Origin of the sequence: Pelotomaculum isophthalicicum JI (genome assembly GCF_029478095.1) — a bacterium.
GTDB lineage: Bacteria > Bacillota > Desulfotomaculia > Desulfotomaculales > Pelotomaculaceae > Pelotomaculum_D > Pelotomaculum_D isophthalicicum.
Genome location: NZ_JAKOAV010000028.1, coordinates 26,306 through 44,634, shown reverse-complemented (window position 1 = coordinate 44,634; position 18,329 = coordinate 26,306). Strand labels below are relative to the sequence as shown.

Annotated in this window: 19 protein-coding genes and 2 tRNA genes; 4 read left to right on the top strand and 17 right to left on the bottom strand. The window is 43.5% G+C overall.

What is annotated here, in order from left to right; all coding sequences use genetic code 11:
- Window positions 1-247 precede the first annotated feature (247 nt).
- Window positions 248-324: transfer RNA gene (locus L7E55_RS13455), tRNA-Arg, on the top strand.
- A 200-nt stretch (window positions 325-524) separates the two neighbouring features.
- Here L7E55_RS13455 and L7E55_RS13450 read toward each other — a convergent pair.
- The 5 genes from L7E55_RS13450 to uppS all read right to left on the bottom strand — a co-directional run bounded on the left by L7E55_RS13450 (window position 525) and on the right by uppS (window position 5,144).
- Window positions 525-791: a hypothetical protein gene (locus tag L7E55_RS13450; protein ID WP_277444807.1), complete on the bottom strand. Its 267-nt coding sequence runs from the start codon at window positions 789-791 to the stop codon at window positions 525-527.
- Between the two features lie 353 nt (window positions 792-1,144).
- Complete coding sequence (locus L7E55_RS13445) at window positions 1,145-1,705, bottom strand: hypothetical protein (protein ID WP_277444805.1); 561 nt, start codon at window positions 1,703-1,705, stop codon at window positions 1,145-1,147.
- Between the two features lie 877 nt (window positions 1,706-2,582).
- Window positions 2,583-3,467 carry a hypothetical protein gene (locus tag L7E55_RS13440; RefSeq protein WP_277444804.1) on the bottom strand — a complete coding sequence of 295 codons (885 nt, stop codon included), beginning with the start codon at window positions 3,465-3,467 and terminating at the stop codon, window positions 2,583-2,585.
- 464 nt (window positions 3,468-3,931) lie between these two features.
- A complete protein-coding gene (locus tag L7E55_RS13435; RefSeq protein WP_277444803.1) occupies window positions 3,932-4,324 on the bottom strand; it encodes a PaaI family thioesterase in 393 nt (130 codons plus the stop codon).
- A 145-nt stretch (window positions 4,325-4,469) separates the two neighbouring features.
- The gene (gene uppS, locus L7E55_RS13430; RefSeq protein WP_277444801.1) at window positions 4,470-5,144 is read right to left on the bottom strand and encodes a polyprenyl diphosphate synthase; all 675 of its coding nucleotides are present in this window, start codon (window positions 5,142-5,144) and stop codon (window positions 4,470-4,472) included.
- 174 nt (window positions 5,145-5,318) lie between these two features.
- Here uppS and L7E55_RS13425 point away from each other — a divergent pair, with 174 nt between their 5' ends.
- Both L7E55_RS13425 and L7E55_RS13420 read left to right on the top strand, forming a co-directional pair.
- Window positions 5,319-5,570, top strand: coding sequence for a hypothetical protein (locus L7E55_RS13425; RefSeq protein ID WP_277444800.1), 252 nt, complete (start codon window positions 5,319-5,321; stop codon window positions 5,568-5,570).
- Between the two features lie 119 nt (window positions 5,571-5,689).
- Window positions 5,690-5,866 carry a hypothetical protein gene (locus L7E55_RS13420; RefSeq protein WP_277444799.1) on the top strand — a complete coding sequence of 59 codons (177 nt, stop codon included), beginning with the start codon at window positions 5,690-5,692 and terminating at the stop codon, window positions 5,864-5,866.
- Between the two features lie 9 nt (window positions 5,867-5,875).
- Here the strand turns inward: L7E55_RS13420 and L7E55_RS13415 are convergent, their stop codons facing one another.
- From L7E55_RS13415 to L7E55_RS13395, 6 genes are all read right to left on the bottom strand, one after another.
- A complete protein-coding gene (locus L7E55_RS13415) occupies window positions 5,876-6,190 on the bottom strand; it encodes a hypothetical protein (protein WP_277444798.1) in 315 nt (104 codons plus the stop codon).
- A gap of 101 nt (window positions 6,191-6,291) precedes the next feature.
- Window positions 6,292-7,452 (bottom strand): S1C family serine protease, encoded by a 1,161-nt coding sequence (locus L7E55_RS13410; RefSeq protein ID WP_277444796.1) that lies wholly within the window; start codon window positions 7,450-7,452, stop codon window positions 6,292-6,294.
- A gap of 125 nt (window positions 7,453-7,577) precedes the next feature.
- Window positions 7,578-9,371: an ATP-binding protein gene (locus L7E55_RS13405; RefSeq protein WP_277444794.1), complete on the bottom strand. Its 1,794-nt coding sequence runs from the start codon at window positions 9,369-9,371 to the stop codon at window positions 7,578-7,580.
- Between the two features lies 1 nt (window position 9,372).
- A complete protein-coding gene (locus tag L7E55_RS13400) occupies window positions 9,373-10,062 on the bottom strand; it encodes a response regulator transcription factor (protein WP_277444793.1) in 690 nt (229 codons plus the stop codon).
- Window positions 10,063-10,407: 345 nt separating this feature from the next.
- Window positions 10,408-10,617 (bottom strand): YgiT-type zinc finger protein, encoded by a 210-nt coding sequence (locus L7E55_RS17765; protein WP_420852049.1) that lies wholly within the window; start codon window positions 10,615-10,617, stop codon window positions 10,408-10,410.
- A 334-nt stretch (window positions 10,618-10,951) separates the two neighbouring features.
- Window positions 10,952-11,039 (bottom strand) — tRNA-Leu (locus L7E55_RS13395).
- Between the two features lie 135 nt (window positions 11,040-11,174).
- Between L7E55_RS13395 and L7E55_RS13390 the strand changes: the two genes are divergently transcribed.
- The gene (locus L7E55_RS13390; protein WP_277444791.1) at window positions 11,175-13,319 is read left to right on the top strand and encodes an acetate--CoA ligase family protein; all 2,145 of its coding nucleotides are present in this window, start codon (window positions 11,175-11,177) and stop codon (window positions 13,317-13,319) included.
- A gap of 283 nt (window positions 13,320-13,602) precedes the next feature.
- On the opposite strand, the gene L7E55_RS13385 is transcribed toward L7E55_RS13390, so the two are convergent.
- The 6 genes from L7E55_RS13385 to fliM form a co-directional block, all read right to left on the bottom strand.
- Entirely contained in the window at window positions 13,603-13,884 is a 282-nt protein-coding gene (locus L7E55_RS13385) for a DUF503 domain-containing protein (RefSeq protein WP_277444789.1), read from the bottom strand.
- Between the two features lie 181 nt (window positions 13,885-14,065).
- Window positions 14,066-14,275, bottom strand: coding sequence for a DUF503 family protein (locus L7E55_RS13380; protein WP_277444787.1), 210 nt, complete (start codon window positions 14,273-14,275; stop codon window positions 14,066-14,068).
- Window positions 14,276-14,479: 204 nt separating this feature from the next.
- Window positions 14,480-15,109 carry an HAD family hydrolase gene (locus L7E55_RS13375; RefSeq protein WP_277444785.1) on the bottom strand — a complete coding sequence of 210 codons (630 nt, stop codon included), beginning with the start codon at window positions 15,107-15,109 and terminating at the stop codon, window positions 14,480-14,482.
- Window positions 15,110-15,196: 87 nt separating this feature from the next.
- A complete protein-coding gene (locus L7E55_RS13370; RefSeq protein WP_277444784.1) occupies window positions 15,197-15,931 on the bottom strand; it encodes a metallophosphoesterase in 735 nt (244 codons plus the stop codon).
- Window positions 15,932-16,065: 134 nt separating this feature from the next.
- Window positions 16,066-17,334, bottom strand: a complete 1,269-nt coding sequence (gene fliY / locus L7E55_RS13365; RefSeq protein WP_277444783.1) for a flagellar motor switch phosphatase FliY — start codon at window positions 17,332-17,334, stop codon at window positions 16,066-16,068.
- Entirely contained in the window at window positions 17,324-18,316 is a 993-nt protein-coding gene (gene fliM / locus L7E55_RS13360; RefSeq protein ID WP_277444782.1) for a flagellar motor switch protein FliM, read from the bottom strand. The genes fliY and fliM overlap by 11 nt, the downstream gene beginning before the upstream one ends.
- Window positions 18,317-18,329: the final 13 nt, after the last annotated feature.

Genomic DNA, 18,329 nt, shown 5'->3' with positions numbered 1-18,329 from the left:
TATTATAACACATTACGCAAAATTACGCACTATTTATCGGAGGGAATTTGACATTTTTCCAATAAAAAAAGCCCTATTTTCAAGGCTTGTAGAGATTTCTATATAGGTCGCAAGTGTCAAAGACCCGGATCAATTCAATATTGTGTCCCACATTAATCTTCACTTCACTACCTATAACCTTATCGCTGAACAAACTTGACACCTGATTAACAAATGACTATTATTAAATATGCAAAGAAAAAAACTTCTCCCAGTAGCTCAGCCGGATAGAGCAACGGACTTCTAATCCGTAGGTCACAGGTTCGAATCCTGTCTGGGAGGCCAAAGAAAGTTAGACGCCGCAAAATTTTGCGGCGTTTTTAATTTTTGGCAAAAAGGTAAAAACATTGAATCGTTCCAAACGGCAAAATTGCCAAATGGAACAATTCCCGAAGCAAACCACGCCGACTTTGCTCCCTGACAATAATGTATGTGTTTATTGCATAATGGAAATGGATAAAGTTGCAAATAAAGTGGCCGGGTGCTTAACGAATTGACTTTTTCTCTTGAACATCAAGGCGGTTTTCGATGCGTTTGACATCATCCCAAATGGCATTGAGTTGACTAAATGCTTCCTTGTGTGACCTACGGTTGATGGCCTTTAAATCATTGACTGCGGCTTCAATGGGGGTAAGGCGCTTGTTGGTTTCTTGCTGGCCTTGTTCTACACGATCAAGCCGTTCATTGATGGGCTTTAACTCCTCCTGAATGACGGCGCGGAGCATATTTACCAATTCTTTATTATCAGGCATGGGTGAAGTCCTCCCATATTTGTCGGGTATAGGGTTATTAAACACCGTGATGGGGTTTTCCTGCAAGCAAAAAGATTTTGTTGTACAAAACCGGCCGGTGTTACTCCCTAGCCGGTGTCTAAAATCATAACCGCCAGAACAATAAAGCACCGGTGTATTTGACAAAGCATTCTAATGACAAAAATGTTAACGGATGGCTATGTACCCAAATTAATCAAACAGCATACGTTATATTAACAGCTGCTCCTTTTGTTCTAAAGACCTCCTCTTGTAAAACCCGGTCCGTTACCGGGCCGGGTTCTTGTCTCGCTTTAAATGGTTCAGACCCCTGGGTGGAATGCCATGTCATATTTTTATTTTTCTTTGCCACCAATCACCATATTGAATAATGTAGAATCGGTGCTGTTAAAAAGGTAGGCATACTGTGCAACAGCTGCTATGGGATCCTTTGAGTATGCTTTTTGAAATGCTATAGCGACATCACTATGCCTCACTAAACTGTCCAAACCGCTAATTTTTCTAAATAAATTAGCTAAATCAGATTCTTCCTCAAATATTTTTTCGATTTTTGCCTTATCGGGATGATCATTGGTTACAATGATCTTCCCGTTTGTATCTGTACTCAGGCTGATTTCTTTAGATGTGTCAATACCGTTATCAGAAAAAAGTTTATTTGTTCTTGATAAAAATGATTCTTTATCTTCCTTAAGTTCTGCCTTCAGATCATTGATGGTAATGACATTACCGTTGCTGTGACGAAACAGCGACTTCAGTAATCCTGCCTTTTTAATTTCGTTGGCTTCTGCTGTATTTTGAGCTTGTGAAACGTATTCATCAAAACTGTTTTTCGCGTTTGTGGAACTTTGCTTATTCGGGATTGAATAACCGCTGGAACCTACTGGCGAGATTTGCACGGAATAACCTCCTTAATTTATCATTTTTAATAATATCGACACTTTCTTAATGAATCACCAGTGAGTGATTAAATAATTGAAGAAAAATATTCAACCCAAGCGGAATTTTTTTTGATCCGCCAAACAGGTGATTTTCTTATCGTTAACAGGTATTTTATTTGAAATATGGGGTATATTAACAAACAACTCTAAGTCTCCTGGCAAAGCCCTGCCTCTTTTGGTAGGGCATTTTTTATTTTTTAGCGACCCCACCCCCCGAAAATGTGCATAATCAACGTATTAATAGATAAGTGTGTGGCTCATGATAACCACCTCAGCCCGCACCCACATGCCGCCTTTCTCTCCAGGCGGCTTTTAATATTTCATGATCTAGAATTATATTATGTCTTTAATTGAATTTGCAAGGTATAGATGTGGAAATATTATGCAAGAAAAAACCACCCTCGTCAGGTGGCTAGGTGAAAAGAATAGGGGAGGTCATATAATAAAGAGGTTGAAGATGGTAACTAATATTATAACAATATTTGAAATATTATCAATATTCATTTATATTAATACGCTTACTATTTTTAAGAAGAAATTTCTATATAGCTAATTTTGGAGCAATATATTTAACTTAATCATTGTTGCAATTATCTGGTAATTAATTAGTGTTGACTGATTCCAATTGCAACGTATTAACCAATAAGTGAAAAACCAGGGACACAGTATATCCCTGGTTTTTCACTTATTGGTTAATCTATTTGTTAAATACATCCGCCGCAGAAGCCCACACCGAAAACAAGAAGGAGCAAGATCAATATGTGATAAATAACAAATGTGCTTATTGTTGATAAGCATATTTGCCGGTCATGCGCGGACCGGGTATCAACAGTTGTCAATCCTGCTGTTTTAGTGTATCCACTACTTTCTGTGACACCTTAACAGCGTCCAACAAACCACACCTGTCTAGGACTACCGCCAGCATCTCCCGCGTTACAGTCCCCTGTGGATCGGTTCCGTCCATGATGCCTTTTAACTTTGCCTTATCCCAGGAAGCCTTAGCCCAATCACTCACGTTATTCCTCCCTTTTTCATACACTGCCGAACCAACGGCGGCTAGTTTTGTTTCATCAGCATGTTGCCAACTCCAATAACTGATCCCAGGCAATCCGGCATTTTTGCAAATGTCAGCGAAACGAATAATAGCGTCAGCAGTCACGTTATCATACAACTGGCCGGCTGGAGCAACGGGCAGCCCATAAGTCATCAAGCCATTTAATGAACTGGAGAGCGCCCTGTCAACCGTCATTCCAAAATCTCCCCAATAAACTTGCGGTATAGCCACGGCACATGCTTCTGAAAAAATTTGCCATGGGAAACCGGTGTGGTAACTGGGTATCCCGAAGCTGGAGTAGCCTAGCGGAGCGCCAAGCAACCTGAATGCTTTTAAAACAGCCTGTGCACGGCTTGGATACTGTTCATATTCAGCCTCCGCGTCAATAACCAGCCAATCAGCACCGGCAGCTAAGCATCTTCTCGCAGCTTCAGCTTCGCCAGACGGATTAGTTCCATAGGAATAACCCCAAGCGCCAATTATCAAACCAGCATTATGCGCCTTTTCAACTATGGACTCAATTTGCGGCCAGTAATTGGACCCGTCCCAGCCTTTTATCAGTAGTCCCGCCAGGTCAAGAGCCACCGCCTTATTCACCACATTCTGAGGCGCGCCGCATAGCTCTAACTCCCAAATCCAGATATGTTTGCCTTCCCAAGGGTTCAATTCAAACACCTCTTTATATAATATATAAATTTATTTAAAGAAGTGCTACTCCTTGACAGATTTTTCCCATTTTCTCTCGCTAATTATAAATATCCATCATCTTCCTTGTTTTTGTTTTTTATTATTGGTCAAAATAAAATCAGGAGGTGAATGAACCGACAAATCAAAAATTCGCTCATCGATATTTCGGCATTCAAATCTAGTGAGGAGGAATACAGATGACAAAATGTCCATTTTCAAAAAAAAATAGAGCTTCAGATGATGCTCTAAATGAAATCAGCTCGGATATAACCTGCGAAAGTTGCGAAGATATGACGTGCGAGGATAATATTAACCGGTCTTTAAAAGACAAAGACAAAGACAAGGGCTCCAAATAGTATTATAGGTAAAAGCAAACTATTAATACGCCTTCAGGTTTACCTACCTGGAGGCGTATAAGTTACTAAAGCATACTGCGGTAAATTCTATTTTACCGATGGGCGATAAGCCAATCCTTCCGCTAATGAAATTAAATTATTATGCTCATCTTTTACTTCAACTCGATATATTCCGGTCTTTTTGGTTAAACTCTCTTCCCTGGCGGTAGCAGTGAGAATAGCTCCTTCTTTTGTAGCTTTTATGAAATGAATATTAGCATTCAAGGCCAAAGCAACTGGACCATGGGCGTTACTTGCCGCGGCAATTACGATGTCCACGAGGCTAAAAATCGCACCACCGTGGGTTATATTCACACCATTCAACAATTCCGGTTTTACTTCCATCATTGCCTGTGCGTATCCGGGCTTCATATCAGTTAATTTTATCCCAAGGTGCCGGGCAAATGAATCATTCCCTAACCGTTCCATACCACTTTCCATGTTCATTTTTTCCTCCTCTCTCTTCCGGCTTCCTTCATAACAACTGTTTCATTAATAAGTAAGCGTTCTTAATAGTAATTAACTAATATATTATATATTACTTTTTACAATTCCGGGGTATTATATATTATCAAAGCATAATTATTTAACCGCCCAGTGTTATGTCCTGTGTTTCATACCAATTCAAGGCATCGTATAAATGTTCAGGTCTGAAATCTGGCCATAATTCATCCACAACATAAAAATCAGCATATATTGATTGAACAGGTAGAAATCCGCTGAGTCTCCTCCGGCCCCCCCATCTGATGATTAAATCAACACGTGATATATCGGCTGAGGCTATCGATTCCAAAAAATTTCTTGTTGAAATGTTATCACTTGTGGAATCATAGTTTGTCAGATGATTTAAGTCCCATTTCCATCCATAGTTTACTAAAAAGTTTATACGAATAGCATCATTTCCAAATGTGCGTCTTTTGGTGTACGGAATTAGTTCCGGAGGGAATAACGGTGAGTAAAAATCTCCGATGACCAACAAAGATCCATCTTTGTTAACAAACATATTAACGGCTTTAATACACGCCTGCTGAAAGGCTATTCGCTGAACTGACGGACGCTTTGTGTTATCCTGAGTAAAACCGTAAAAAGTTAATTCTTTTATTCCAATGCTTTTACATATCTCATAAAGTCTCAAGCCAGGTTCCAATCCTTTTTCATACCCGGCCTCTTTTGGCAATCCATTCTGTACAGCCCATCTTCTGTTTCCATCAGGTATAATTCCAATATGTTTTGGTAGTCGCCGGAATTTTAGTTGGGACATAAAATCTCACCTCTGTTCAATAAGATATCCCAACCAGGATAAAATATAACAAACCTCAATCGAACAATAAATATTAAATCTATAAAATATTTAAAATAAATCTTTTATCAAAATCCTTAAAGATGTAAACTAAGATCGAATAATCCTTTTTTTTACTCAAGAGGGGGTTTTATAATGTTGCCGATTACATTGGAAAGAATTGAGAAGCAACTTATTCGTTGGGGTTATCCATCCCATTTGGTCGAGAATATGAAACCCTGGAGTTTAATAAGCTGCTACGCCAACGAGAAGAGAAAAAGGGAAGAAAAACTAACAACTGAGCACTATAAAGGTAAAGCAATAATGGATACAGATGTTAAATCCAGGAAATCCGAAAAAGGCGCTAAAAAGTACCAGGGTGTTAAAGTCCCTTACCGTAACCGGTAACAATAATAAAGAAAATAACCAACTTCAGACTATGGTCCTGTTTAATTTAGGAAATATCACTCATGCAAAAGGTGGTGGTTTTGTTTTATGATATTTAAAAATCTAAGGCGGTGATAAATATGTTGCCGTATCAGCTCTATAAAATTGAAAAGCAACTGTTAAGCTGGGGTTATTCAAGCCGTATACTTGAAGGCATGGACACCCGGCGTCTGGTCAACTGTTATTATTATGCAAAAAAACTCCGCGACCCGAATACTTCGTGGCATGAAAAGAAACCGATAGTAATATTTAAATAAGTTTTTTTGTCAGCGGTTCCTTTTTTGGGACCTTCCGTCTTTGGAGCAATCTATTTTTTTCACGCCCTCTTTACCATTACTTCCTTTATTCAAAGAATTGCCATTACCGGAAGCAGCTCTTTTTTTTAAACAAATATATCGATAGTAGACATAGACAAAAATAATATATAGCGGTACAGCTGAAAAGAATTTCAATTTGCTTGGAATCCACGGCAGTGAAAACACTATTATGCCCAGTACGGTAACCGCCAGCGCCAGATTGCGCCATTTTTTTATTTCATCTCCGCCCGTAATAATCACCTCATTTTTCCATGGAGCTATCAAAAACCCTGCAAATGATAGTATATAATACCCGCACTTCTTATACAAGAAAATAAAAAAGCATGGTTTGTTTCACCATGCTCGTGAGGAATTAAAATAATTGTTTAATTTTTAGCTTCTATGGTAGCTATCACTGACTTGCTATTACCCTGTCTGACAAAATTTATTTCAACCTGACTACCCACCTGGGTACCGTTTACCAGATCAATCAGATTATTAGGGTTGCTGACATTGCTGCCGTTATAGCCCGTTATTACATCGCCGCGTTGAAGCCCCGCCTTGGCAGCCGGGCCGCCTTCCACCACCTGGGCAATCAACGCACCGCTTAAGTCCTTCAAGCCATAATATTGCGCTATTTCATTTGTTACCGACTGGAGATATACGCCAAGCCACGGGTGGGCAACACCACCTTTATTCACCAAATCATCAAAAACAGATTTGACGGTGCTGCTGGGAATAGCAAAGCCGATGCCTTGGGCTTGGGCATTAATAGCTGTATTGATCCCGACAACTTCACCGTTCAGGTTTAACAATGGTCCGCCGCTGTTGCCGGGGTTAATCGAGGCGTCGGTTTGGAGCAGGTTTTTATACTGTCGATCTTGCACGGTCATTGGACGACCTTTGGCGCTAATCACTCCCACCGTTACCGTATGATCAAGTCCGTATGGATTGCCGATAGCGATCACCCAGTCCCCAACCCTTATGCTGTCTGAATTACCAAGGGGCACGGTGGGCAATTCCGCGCCAGCGTCAATTTTTAGCACTGCCAGGTCCAGGTCTTTGTCAGACCCAACTTTTCTGGCCGGGTACGCTTTATCCTGCCCTGCCAAGGTCACTTCGATTGCATCAGCACCGTTGATAACGTGCTCGTTTGTCAATATATACCCGTCTGACGATACAATAAAGCCTGATCCCAGACCGCGGCTGACCCTCGGTTGGGACGGCATAAGGTTCTGATTCCCGAAAAATTGTCTAAAGAAGGGATCGTTGAAAAAAGGATCAAGGTTGCCGCTACCGCTGCTCTGTTCTGTTGTATCAATTCTAACCACTGCCGGGCTAACCCTGGAAACGATGTCAGGGATAGTGTCAGGGCCTATTCCCGGCAACGGGTTATAAGCCTCTCCCGGATTTGTCTCATTAGCCCAGGAAAGGTGCGGCAGTCCATGATAGCTGCCGGCATATGCCACGGCAGCTACTACCAGCGCAGCCGCCAGAAAAGCAACAACTATTTTTGTCCTGGGTATCGATTTAAAATACGAGTTCATCAGCAGACACCTCCTAATAATTAATGATAAATACGATTGTCTTTATTATACCTATTTTTTTTTACCGTTTTGTGAACAAACTTTGACAAAAACAAAAATTTTTCCATTTAAAATATAAGTGCCGATTAATTTTCGGCAGGAACAACCTCCAGGGTAAAACTAAAATTAGAACCCTGGCCAACCTCGCTGCGCACTTCTACCCGGCCACCGTGCGCCTCAATTATCTGCTTAACTATGGCCAAACCCAGTCCGGTTCCCCCTAGGTTGCGTGAGCGGGATTTTTCCACCCGGTGAAAACGCTCCCAAATATACGGCAGATCTTCCGGTGGAATGCCTGGACCCTGGTCGGCCACTTCCACGGTAATTTTCCCCGCTTCTTCAACAGCTTTTACGGTGATGGCGCCACCTGGCGGCGAATAACGCACCGCGTTTTCCAACAAGTTGGTCAGTACCTGCTCAATCCGGTCTTCATTACCCAGCATTAGGGATAAATCAACCGGTACATCCTGGTTCACCTTAACCTGCTGCCGTTCTATCTGTGGCTTTAACTTAAGATGAACCCGGGCAACCAAGTCCGATACATCGATCGGATTAAGCTCCCAACGCATTTTGCCGGACTCGATTATAGCCAGATCCAGCAAATCATGAATCAGCCGGTTTAAACGCAAGGTTTCCTGATGGATTACTTTGAGGTAACGATCCCGGGGCTGGCTTTCGTCTATAGTGCCATCCATTAAAGCCTCCAGGAATCCTTGAATGGAAGTAAGCGGGGTACGCAGTTCGTGAGACACATTGGCCACAAAGTCCCGCCTCAATAGCTCCAGTTTCCTCAACTCGGTAATGTCCTGCAGCACGCCAACAACTCCGTAGCTGCCCCCCACACTCTCTCTTAAAGGCGCCAGGTGGGCAATAATGAAAGTTTTACCCTCATTAACTTCAAATTCCGCTGAACAAGGCTCGCCTGACAAAACAACTTCACTGAAAAGGCCGGCCAGGCCAGGGCAGCAGGAAAGCGCCGATACCGGGCGCTCCAGCACTTCCGCCGGATCAACCCGCAAGGTGCGGGAAACCGCCTCGTTTGCCAGGATCACCTGGCCGGAGCTGTCAACCGCCAGGACACCTTCCGTCATATTGGTTAAGATGTTTTCAATTTTACCCTTCTCCCGCGACAGGGCGCTGATGGTCTGATCCAGGGAGCCGGCCAGGTGATTGAAATCTTCCGCCAACTGGCCAACCTCGTCACTTGAGGTCACCTCCACCCGCTGGCGGAAGTTGCCTCTGGCCATTTCCCTGGTAACCTCGCTCATCTGGCTTAAAGGCCGGGAGATAGAGCGGGACAGCCAGAACCCCAGCATGGCGGATAGTAAAACAGCCCCCAAGGCGGCGTAAAGGATTAATACACGCACAGCATTAACTGTGGCAGTCATACCTGAAACAGGAGCCGTCAGGATTAGAGCGCCAACCACCCCATTATTTGTCTGAACCGGCACCGCCACTGAGAGCATCACCTGTTCGTGACGCTGGGCAAAGCCTCTATTATCGATTGTTTTCCCCTCAAGAACGACAGTCTTTCCCTCAAGAACCTGCTTCGCTTCCTCGGACGTCAACGGCAATTGCGGAAAACCCTGAATGCCGGACCCGCCCTGCTGCAAAACTTCCTTGTCAATAACGGTTAACCGGGCATCTAAAAAAGTGCCAACCGTATTGAGCAAAAAATTCATCGGCTGAGCTTGGCCGCCCTCCAGGTAAACCGCCACAATTCTCGTCATTTCCTGGCCTTTGCGCTCCAGTTCCCTTTCCTTGGCCGTATAAAAATAATTGGCAAATAGCTGAGAGATCGCAATACCTACAACGGCAAGCGTAACCAGAGCAATAACCAGATAAGAAACCATCAGTTTGGAAAAAAGGCTGTTACGCATTTTACTCAGCCACCTCAAATTTATAGCCTAGCCCCCAAACTGTCCTGATGTACCGCTTTTTCGCTCCTGCCTCCAGTTTTTCCCGCAAGCGTTTGATGTGCGTGTCCACCGTACGGGGATCGCCAAGGTACTCGTAATCCCAAACATTTTTTAACAACTGCTCCCGGCTGTACAGCCTGCCTGGATAACTGGCAAGAAACCAAAGCAGTTCAAATTCCTTTGGCGCCAGGGCAACCTCGCGGCCGTCCACTTCAACCCGGTGGCTGCTGTAATCAACAATAATCCCAGGGTAGCTTAAAATTTTAGAACTAGTTTGACCAGCCAGCGCGCTGCGGCGCAGTACCGCCTTGATCCGCGCCACCAATTCTATCGGGCTGAAGGGCTTGCATACGTAATCGTCCGCCCCCAGCTCCAGTCCCAGCACCCGGTCAAATTCCTCACCTTTGGCTGTAAGCATGATAATAGGAGTTGTTTTTGTTTTCCGGATCTCCCGGCAAACTGCCCAGCCGTCCAATTTAGGCAGCATTATATCCAGGATAATCAGGTCGGGCCCGGCAGTTCGCAGCTTGGCCAACGCTTCTTCCCCATCCCAGGCCGATTCCACCCGGAACCCTTCCTTTTCCAGGTACAGTCTAATCAAATCCTGAACCAGTTCATCGTCATCTACAACTAGGATCATATTAGAAGCCACCGCAAGACCTCCCCGACTCGCCACCTATTATTATACTTCAGGTATTGGTATTTCTTGTGTTATGTTTTCAAGTATCGTCGGTTCACTGATACAATAACATGATCATTTTTTTATATGTTATCATAGATACAATCCGTAAGTCATCCTGAAAAACTGATGGTATCCTTAATATAATTTTCCAAGAGGCGCTTGCGCGATCCAAAATGGGATTAGATACGTGGGATTTGCATCTGGTTATTTATGAAGAGGGTGGACAAACACATGCGTGGCTTGAGAAGGATACTATAACTGTTGCAGCCAATTTATTTTGACAATGGATTATCAGCGGCGCGGATGGTTTTGCGGTTATTCATCCGCTCTTTTCATTCGTTTTAATTCTTGACCGATATAATACGTTGTTTCGTTATCAAAATAAGTTTCTCTGCATTGGTCGCATATAATATGTTTTACATTTTGTACTGTATATCTCTGTTTAACTGGTCTAATTACAGTGTAATCTTTATAAATTACCTTTACCGGATTATCACAAATAGGGCATACTTCCAATACTAACATCTCCTTCAATAATAGTGTGCACAGCACTTTCCAGGAAACATTTTGTATATGCTACACATATTGTAGTTTGGTAATCTATGGTATGTCAAGACACTAGGAGGCATTGTTTATTACACCACAACTAAGATATAGTAAGAAAAATATCTGGATTTTTAACCTATTTTCGTTTAAAATTAAAATCAACTATTCCAGGAAGTATTGATTTTACTTGTTTTTATAGATGTTAATGAATCCAATATCGGGATGAAAAATATAAATTCTAATCGTGCGTAAAAAAAATACAGGATTTTTTGCTAGTAATGCAAAAATCCTGTATCCCGCGTAATTACTAAATTGGTGCGGCAGAAGGGACTTGAACCCCCACGAGCTTAATGCCCACTAGAACCTGAATCTAGCGCGTCTGCCAATTCCGCCACTGCCGCAAATTTTATTGTAAATCAAATAACTATTGCAGAATTACGGGTTTTATTATAGCACGTTAAAAAAATCAGGTCAACAATATTAAATCTTTAAATTATAACCCGAGCAAGTTTCTTAAAAAAGTGAGGGAGTTATCATTGGATAATTCACAATTACGGGGAAGCAAAGCAATGAATTACTTATTCTATCCCCGTTCAATTGCCATTATCGGAGCTTCGGCCAATCCTGCCAAACCTGGCGGCATGCCGATTGTTTCATTAATCAATAACGGCTACACCGGCAGCATATACCCGGTTAATCCAAAACACGTAAAGATTGCCGGGTTACCATGCTATCCTTCCCTAAGTGATATTCCTGATGAAGTGGATCTGGCAGTTATCGCTGTTTCCGCTCAATTGACTCAAAAAGCTCTTCATGAGTGTGCCGCGAAGAAAGTAAAGGCTGCCATAGTTTTTACTTCAGGGTTTGCCGAAGTAGGCGGTTCAGGTATTAAATTTCAGGAAGATATGGCAATACTGGCGCGAGAAAGTGATATCGCCTTGTGCGGCCCGAACTGCATGGGAATATTCAATGCCCAAAACGCGATGACAGCGGGATTTGTTATTTCAGAGCTGCCGGAGAAAGTAATAGTGCCTAATTTTTTTGGATTTATCAGCCAAAGCGGTGGATTCGGGGCAATAATGCACGCTATAGCTTCAGACCGGGGTATCGGATTTACTTATTTTATCAGTTCAGGCAATGAGACCGACCTTCAGTTCGCCGATTATCTTGCCTATATGGTCGAAGACGCCGCCACCAAAGTAATCGGAGGTTATTTAGAAGGAATCAAAGACGGGCGCAAACTTTTTCAAGCGGCTGAAATGGCGCTTCAAGCCAAAAAGCCGGTTATATTGATAAAAACCGGGCGCCATCCGGCGGCAGCCAGGGCGGCTTCTTCACACACAGGCGCGTTGGCGGGTTCGGACCGCGTTTATAGTTCTTTTTTCAAACAAAAAGGCATCATTAGGGCTGAAAGTGTGGAGGAGTTTATCACAATACTATCTTTGCTGGCCGGCAACAGCCTGCCCCGCGGAAACAAAGTCGGCATTATTGTCGGTTCCGGCGGAAATGGTGTCTTACTAGCCGACAAGTGTGTCGAAGCCGGTCTTGAAGTAGGGCTGTTGAGCACCCATACACAGGCCTCCCTAAGTAAGCTGCTGCCTTCATTCGGCACAACAGCCAATCCTATTGATATGACCTCACGGATTTTGACTGACCCCACCCTGTTAAGAGAAACAACTAACCTGGTAATAAAAGACCCCGGCGTGGATATGCTGATCATCTTGCATTGGGCATCCCGCAAGGGCTGGTCGCAACCTACGAGGGAAATTGTCGATTTGTTGGCTCATTCAGGCAAGCCTGTGCTGGTGCTGGTGTGGGGTTCGGATGAAGCGGCGATTGAAGATCTGCGTTTCTTTAGAGAACACCAGGTTCCCGCTGTAAGGGAGATTGATTATGCAGCGCGCAGCCTGGCCGCGTTGGCGAAATATTCCGCCAAGGTTGATTCATACTTTAACCGGTCCCAAATTTCTCATTCTCCTATGCCTGACAGAGAGAAAACAGCCGTTTTGCTAAAAAGTTATAAACCCGGCGATAAGCTGTCGGAATCACAATCCAAGGAAATACTAAGATCTTGCGGTATCCTGACCACGAGAGAAAGCTTAGCCACTAATGAGGAAGAGGCAGTTAAAATTGCAGCCGGGCTGGGCTGCCACGTGGCCTTGAAAATCGACTCACCCGATATACCTCACAAGACCGAAGCCGGGGGAGTCAAACTTAATATTGAAACTCCGGAAAAAATTAAAGAAGCTTACAGAGAAATTATTCATAGCGTAAAAAAACACAACCCTGACGCTTTGATCCGGGGCATTTTGGTGCAAGAGATGCTTACCGGGGGGATTGAAGTTATCGCCGGTATCAGCCGTGACCCGGTCTTTGGCCCGACAGTGATGTTCGGATTGGGAGGAATCTTTGTTGAAGCGCTGGAAGACGTATCCTTAAGAATCGCCCCTTTGAACATGGAAGACACCAGGGAAATGATCGGTGAAATAAAAGGATTCAAGGTTTTATCCGGTCTTCGTGGCAAGCCCCCGGCGGATCAAGAGGCAATTGTAGATGTACTCTTAAAATTATCCCAAATTTCAGTGGACTTTCCTCAAATTAACGAACTTGATATTAACCCTTTGTTCGTATTCCCAAAAGGACAAGGCGTACGCGCAGCCGATGTTTTAATTACTATATAGAAATGTTAAAAAACGACAAAATCAACCTCTTTAACATGACACCCCTAAAATATATAATGTATTACAGGGGTGTTAATTTATGACAAACCATCGATTAACCGGCAAATATGTGCCCGATAAAGACGGTAAACTAAAGCCCACCTTAATCTTTATGGAAACCAACTCAAACATGCTGACTCTAACTTCCCGCCATTCCAATTATTCTTTCATATTCAACGCTATTCCATCGTGGTATAAAAAGGTACGGCTATGGGTGAAAAACACTATAAGTTGAGGAATTAACTTATAACAATTGTATTTGATAATCAATAACAGTCAGCGTTCCCTGGACTTCGATAAAACTTACTATGGCAGCAAAGACTTTGTGGACGTAGGCTTGTTCGTTGCTTATTATTGACAGGCCTAAAGTAGAACGTTGCCAGGTATCCATTTCTCCGATCTCCGCGATAGAAACGTTAAAACGCGTTTTTATCCGGTCTATGACACTTTTTAGCACCCTTCTCTTTTCTTTGAGCGAGTGTGCTTCGCCAATGAACAATTCAATTGTTAACACTCCGACAACCAATCTAATTTCCTCCGGCGATGGTAACGGCTATTCTGAGAATAGTTATCCTACCAATAAGCATGTTTCCTGTTACGTTACTATTCAAGTATTCAGGAGTCAGGAGTCAGAATTCAGAATATTTTAAGACAGTGAACTCGTTTAGCTTCCGCTAAACTTCAGGGCTTTGGTGGGGGACTCTATCCTAATCGAAGTCTGAATCGGTAACCCCCACTAATAGAAGTGGAGGTCTTTGGGAAGCAAGGGGACGTTCTTTTTGCTTCCCCCTTGCAAGGGGGAAGCAAAAAGAACGTCCCCTTGCTTCCATTATGACACTTTTTAGCACCCTTCTCTTTTCTTTGAGCGAGTGTGCTTCGCCAATGAACAATTCAATTGTTAACACTCCGACAACCAATAAGATACCTCCAGCAAATGACATCAGCTATTCTCAGGACAAATATCCTGGTAACAGCCATGCTTCTTGTTACGTCACTATTCAAGTATTCAGAATTCAGTAGTCAGAATTCAGAATATTTCAAGACCGATAACCATTCTCTTATTCTGACTCCTGACTCCTGACTCCTGACTCCTGAATTCTGACTCCTGCTCAGTTAACCTGCTACAGATAAAGATTTATTTCTTCCCAGCTGTCCAGCAAACCGTCCGGAGCCAGTTTTTCTAATTCTTCCTTGTCGTCAAGCCCCCAAGTTACACCTAAAGCGCGTGCCCCGGCATTTTGTCCGGTTAATATGTCCAACCTGCTGTCGCCGATAAAAATTGACCGGTCAGCCGCGGTCTCCAGCGACGCCAGAGCTTTAAACAATGGCTCCGGGTCAGGCTTTGGTTTAACAACATCGTGGGCTGTTACCACTACATCCATCAAACAGTCCAATCCTGTATAAGCAATCGTCCGTAAAGTAACCGGCTTGCCTTTTGAAGTCACAATGCCGAGCTTAAGGCCCAGATTCTTTAAATATTTGATGATTTCTAATGTGCCTGGAAACAGCCTGGTTAAGCGGTCATGCTCCAACTGGTAATAATATTGATAAAGCTCAACAAACTGAGGCTCATTCTTTCCAACAAAACGTCTGGCAATTTCCACCAAGGGAAGTCCGATCAACTTTACTACGTCATTATCACCCCAAGGGATCTTCATACCATGAAACACTTTCCTGTAGGTTTGGATTATCAAAGGTAACGTATCTACAAGAGTACCGTCTAGATCAAACAATACAGCCTTGGTTTTCACCAATACCCCTCTTTCTGCAAGAGAAGCAAGGGGACGTTCATTTTGCTTCCCTTGCAAAGGGAAGCAAAATGAACGTCCCCTTGCTTCTCACATTATTTTCACAGGCGCAAAATTCACATAATCGGCGCTGACTAAATGAAAATTTATCCCCCAAGCACGATCCGGCAGTTTCAACCGGACAGCGTCCGAATGCAAGTGGCCATAGACTACGGAGTCCACCCCGTACCGCAAGAACAGTTCAATCATATCATTTTTTTCGTGCTGCTCGCTGGTAGGCATAAAGTGGGTGATCACAACTATCTTTTGCGCTCCTGCTTGGACACCTTTTAACGAGTTTTCCATCCTGAGCAGTTCCCGGCGGTAAATTTTCTGATCTTCTTCTTTATAGTGCGCCTCATAGTGCGCCTCCCCCGGACAACTCCACCCTCTTGAGCCACAAATGGCTAAATCTCCAAAAACCAGGTGGTCGTTCTGGATTACCCGCATATTTGCAGGTAATGCCGCACGCACCTGGGACAGGCTTTGCCACCAGTAATCATGGTTCCCCGCCACCCCGGCAATGGTTCCAGGTAAAAGACCCAGGAATTCCAGGTCATAACGCGCCTCGTCAAGCTTCATCGCCCAGGAAAAATCACCCGGCATCAAAACCAAATCCTCCGGTCCTACCACGCTCAACCAATTATCATAAATCTTGCGGTAGTGTTCATACCACTCTTCCCCGAATATATCCATGGGTTTGGAGACCTTAACATTATCCCAACAGCGAGGGTCAACCGGACTGTAAAAAGACAGGTGTACATCCCCGATAGCAAATACTTTCAATTTTCTCTCCTCTGAAAGCTCACTTACATTGTGTCTTGAATTAGTGCCACATTTCTATATTAACAGCTTATTATTACATATCTCCGCAAAACTTATACTCGCTATGTAACTATTGCTAAGATACCCTGATCTCATCAGGGTATCTTTCTTTGCATAAGTTTTTGTATTCTTTCCTCCTGTCCAATTATACTGGTAATACGCACCCCGAAGTTTTCATTTACAACAACAACTTCACCCATAGCTACGAGAATGCCGTTAACCAGTATCTCCACCGGCTCATCAACCAGACTCTCCAACTCAACGACGGAACCAGGCGCTATTCCCAAAATATCTTTAATCGGCCACTTGGTTCGCCCAAGCAAGGCGGTAACCTTTAAAGGGATATCCAAGAGCATATCCAGCCGCTTTTGGTCAATCCCGGGCGGGGCGGCCAGCGTAGCAGAGGACGCAACGGGTTTAACCGGAATTTGCTGCGCCGGCGCTGTTTTATCGCTTGAACCCACTGCTGTGAATGGCATCGACGGTTCCGGTTCCGTTATGTCTTCATCCAAGCTGCTTAAAAAATCGTTGGCCAGTCCGTTGAATTCCCCAACGTCTAATTTTTCCTCAACTATTTCCTCCGCTGGAGGCTCTTCTTTAATACCCGGCTCCTCAACGGAATCATTATACAAGTTGCCGAGAATGAACTTTGCCTCTTCCCTTGCCGTTTCTATACCCATAACCTGCATGATTTGGGTGTCCAGTATTTCACCGATAGTCATTTTAAATGAAGCAACTACCACCGGACCATTTACAACCTCTTGCAGAGCTTTAATACCTTCCAATTGACGGTACACGATTGTTTCAGGGGGAGATATATTAACAGTCCGTCCGAACATTGACGCCATAGAGGTTGAAGATGAGCCAATCATCTGGTTCATGGCCTCTGACGCCGCACTGACACCGATATCAGTTAACTCCTCGGTTATATTTGTGCCGTCGCCGCCCATCATCAAGTCAGCCAATACGGCGGCGTCACCCAACTTCATCGCCAACAGGTTAAACCCGGAAAGTCCCTCGATATATTGAATATAAATGGTCATGTAAGGAACTGTAAAGCCTGAAAATAAATTCTCCAGAGTGGTAACAGTGACAAAAGGGCTCGTAATGTTTACCTTTTGGTTAAGCAACATTGACAGGGTTGTTGAGGCAGAACCCATACAAATGTTGCCGATCTCCCCCAGCGCGTCTTTTTCCTCATTCTTTAAATCATTAATCACGCTTGTCTCTTCAACTGGTTCCTCAATTTCCAGTTTTTCATCCTGGAAATCTTCACTCACCGCTTCATCTTGCGCAGGTTCCTGATCCGAACCGCCCAAAAGAGCATCAATTTCTTCCTGTTTCAGTAATCCATCAGACATCATGATCGCCTTCCCCCGCCAGCGCGGTTATTTGTACGGCGAACTGGTTTCCCAGCGTACCGGCTTGCGCTTTATATTTCAAGTTCTCACCAACGTAAACATCCATATCCTGGTCCATCTTCCTGTCTATAACCATAACATCGCCTTCCTGCAACTGCAAGAAATCACGGACCGTGATTTGTGCCTGGCCGGTTACGACAGTCAGTTCAATTTTTGGAAAGCCAAGCCAATACTCAACTTTTTTCCTCTCTTTCTCGTCCGCGGCGGAAATATGTGCTCCAAAACGCTTTTGCTGAGCCGGTTGAATTATGACGGGATCGAGCAAAGTGAACGGCAGGCAAAGGTTAATAAAGCCTTTTGTTGATTCCCCCACTTTGGTAGTCATTGTTATTAAAGCCACAATCTCATTAAATGGGAAAATTTGATGCAAGTTTGGGTTTGTTTCCACAGACAAAATCTCATGTTCGATTAAGACAATGTCCTTCCACGACAACACTAGATTATCTAATAAAATGTCACTGATATTTTTCGTAACAGAGAGTTCTATATCCGTCAGTTCCCGGACTTCTCCAGGCGCTTCCCCGTTTCCGCCGAAAAAAAGGTCGATCATGGGGAATAAAAACATCGGATCAAATTGGATAATAGCATTTTCTTCAAAAGGCTTCACTTTAAAAATGGTGATTACAGTCGGACTCGGTATAGACTTGATAAAATCCTCATACGTCAACTGGTCAACGGAAACAACTTCCACCTGAATGTTGGTTCTGAGGTAACCCGTTAAAAAGTTCGTTAAAAACCTTGTAAAGACACTATGCAACACCTGCAAGGAGCGCAGATGTTCCTTGGAGAATTTATTCGGACGCCGAAAATCATATAATTTATAATCAATACTCTTTTGGGTGTCCTTTAGCTCCTCAATTTTTACCTCGCCGGTTGACAGCGCGTTTAATAAGGCATCTATTTCATTCTGGGAAAGTACGTCCATAAGTTATTCCTTC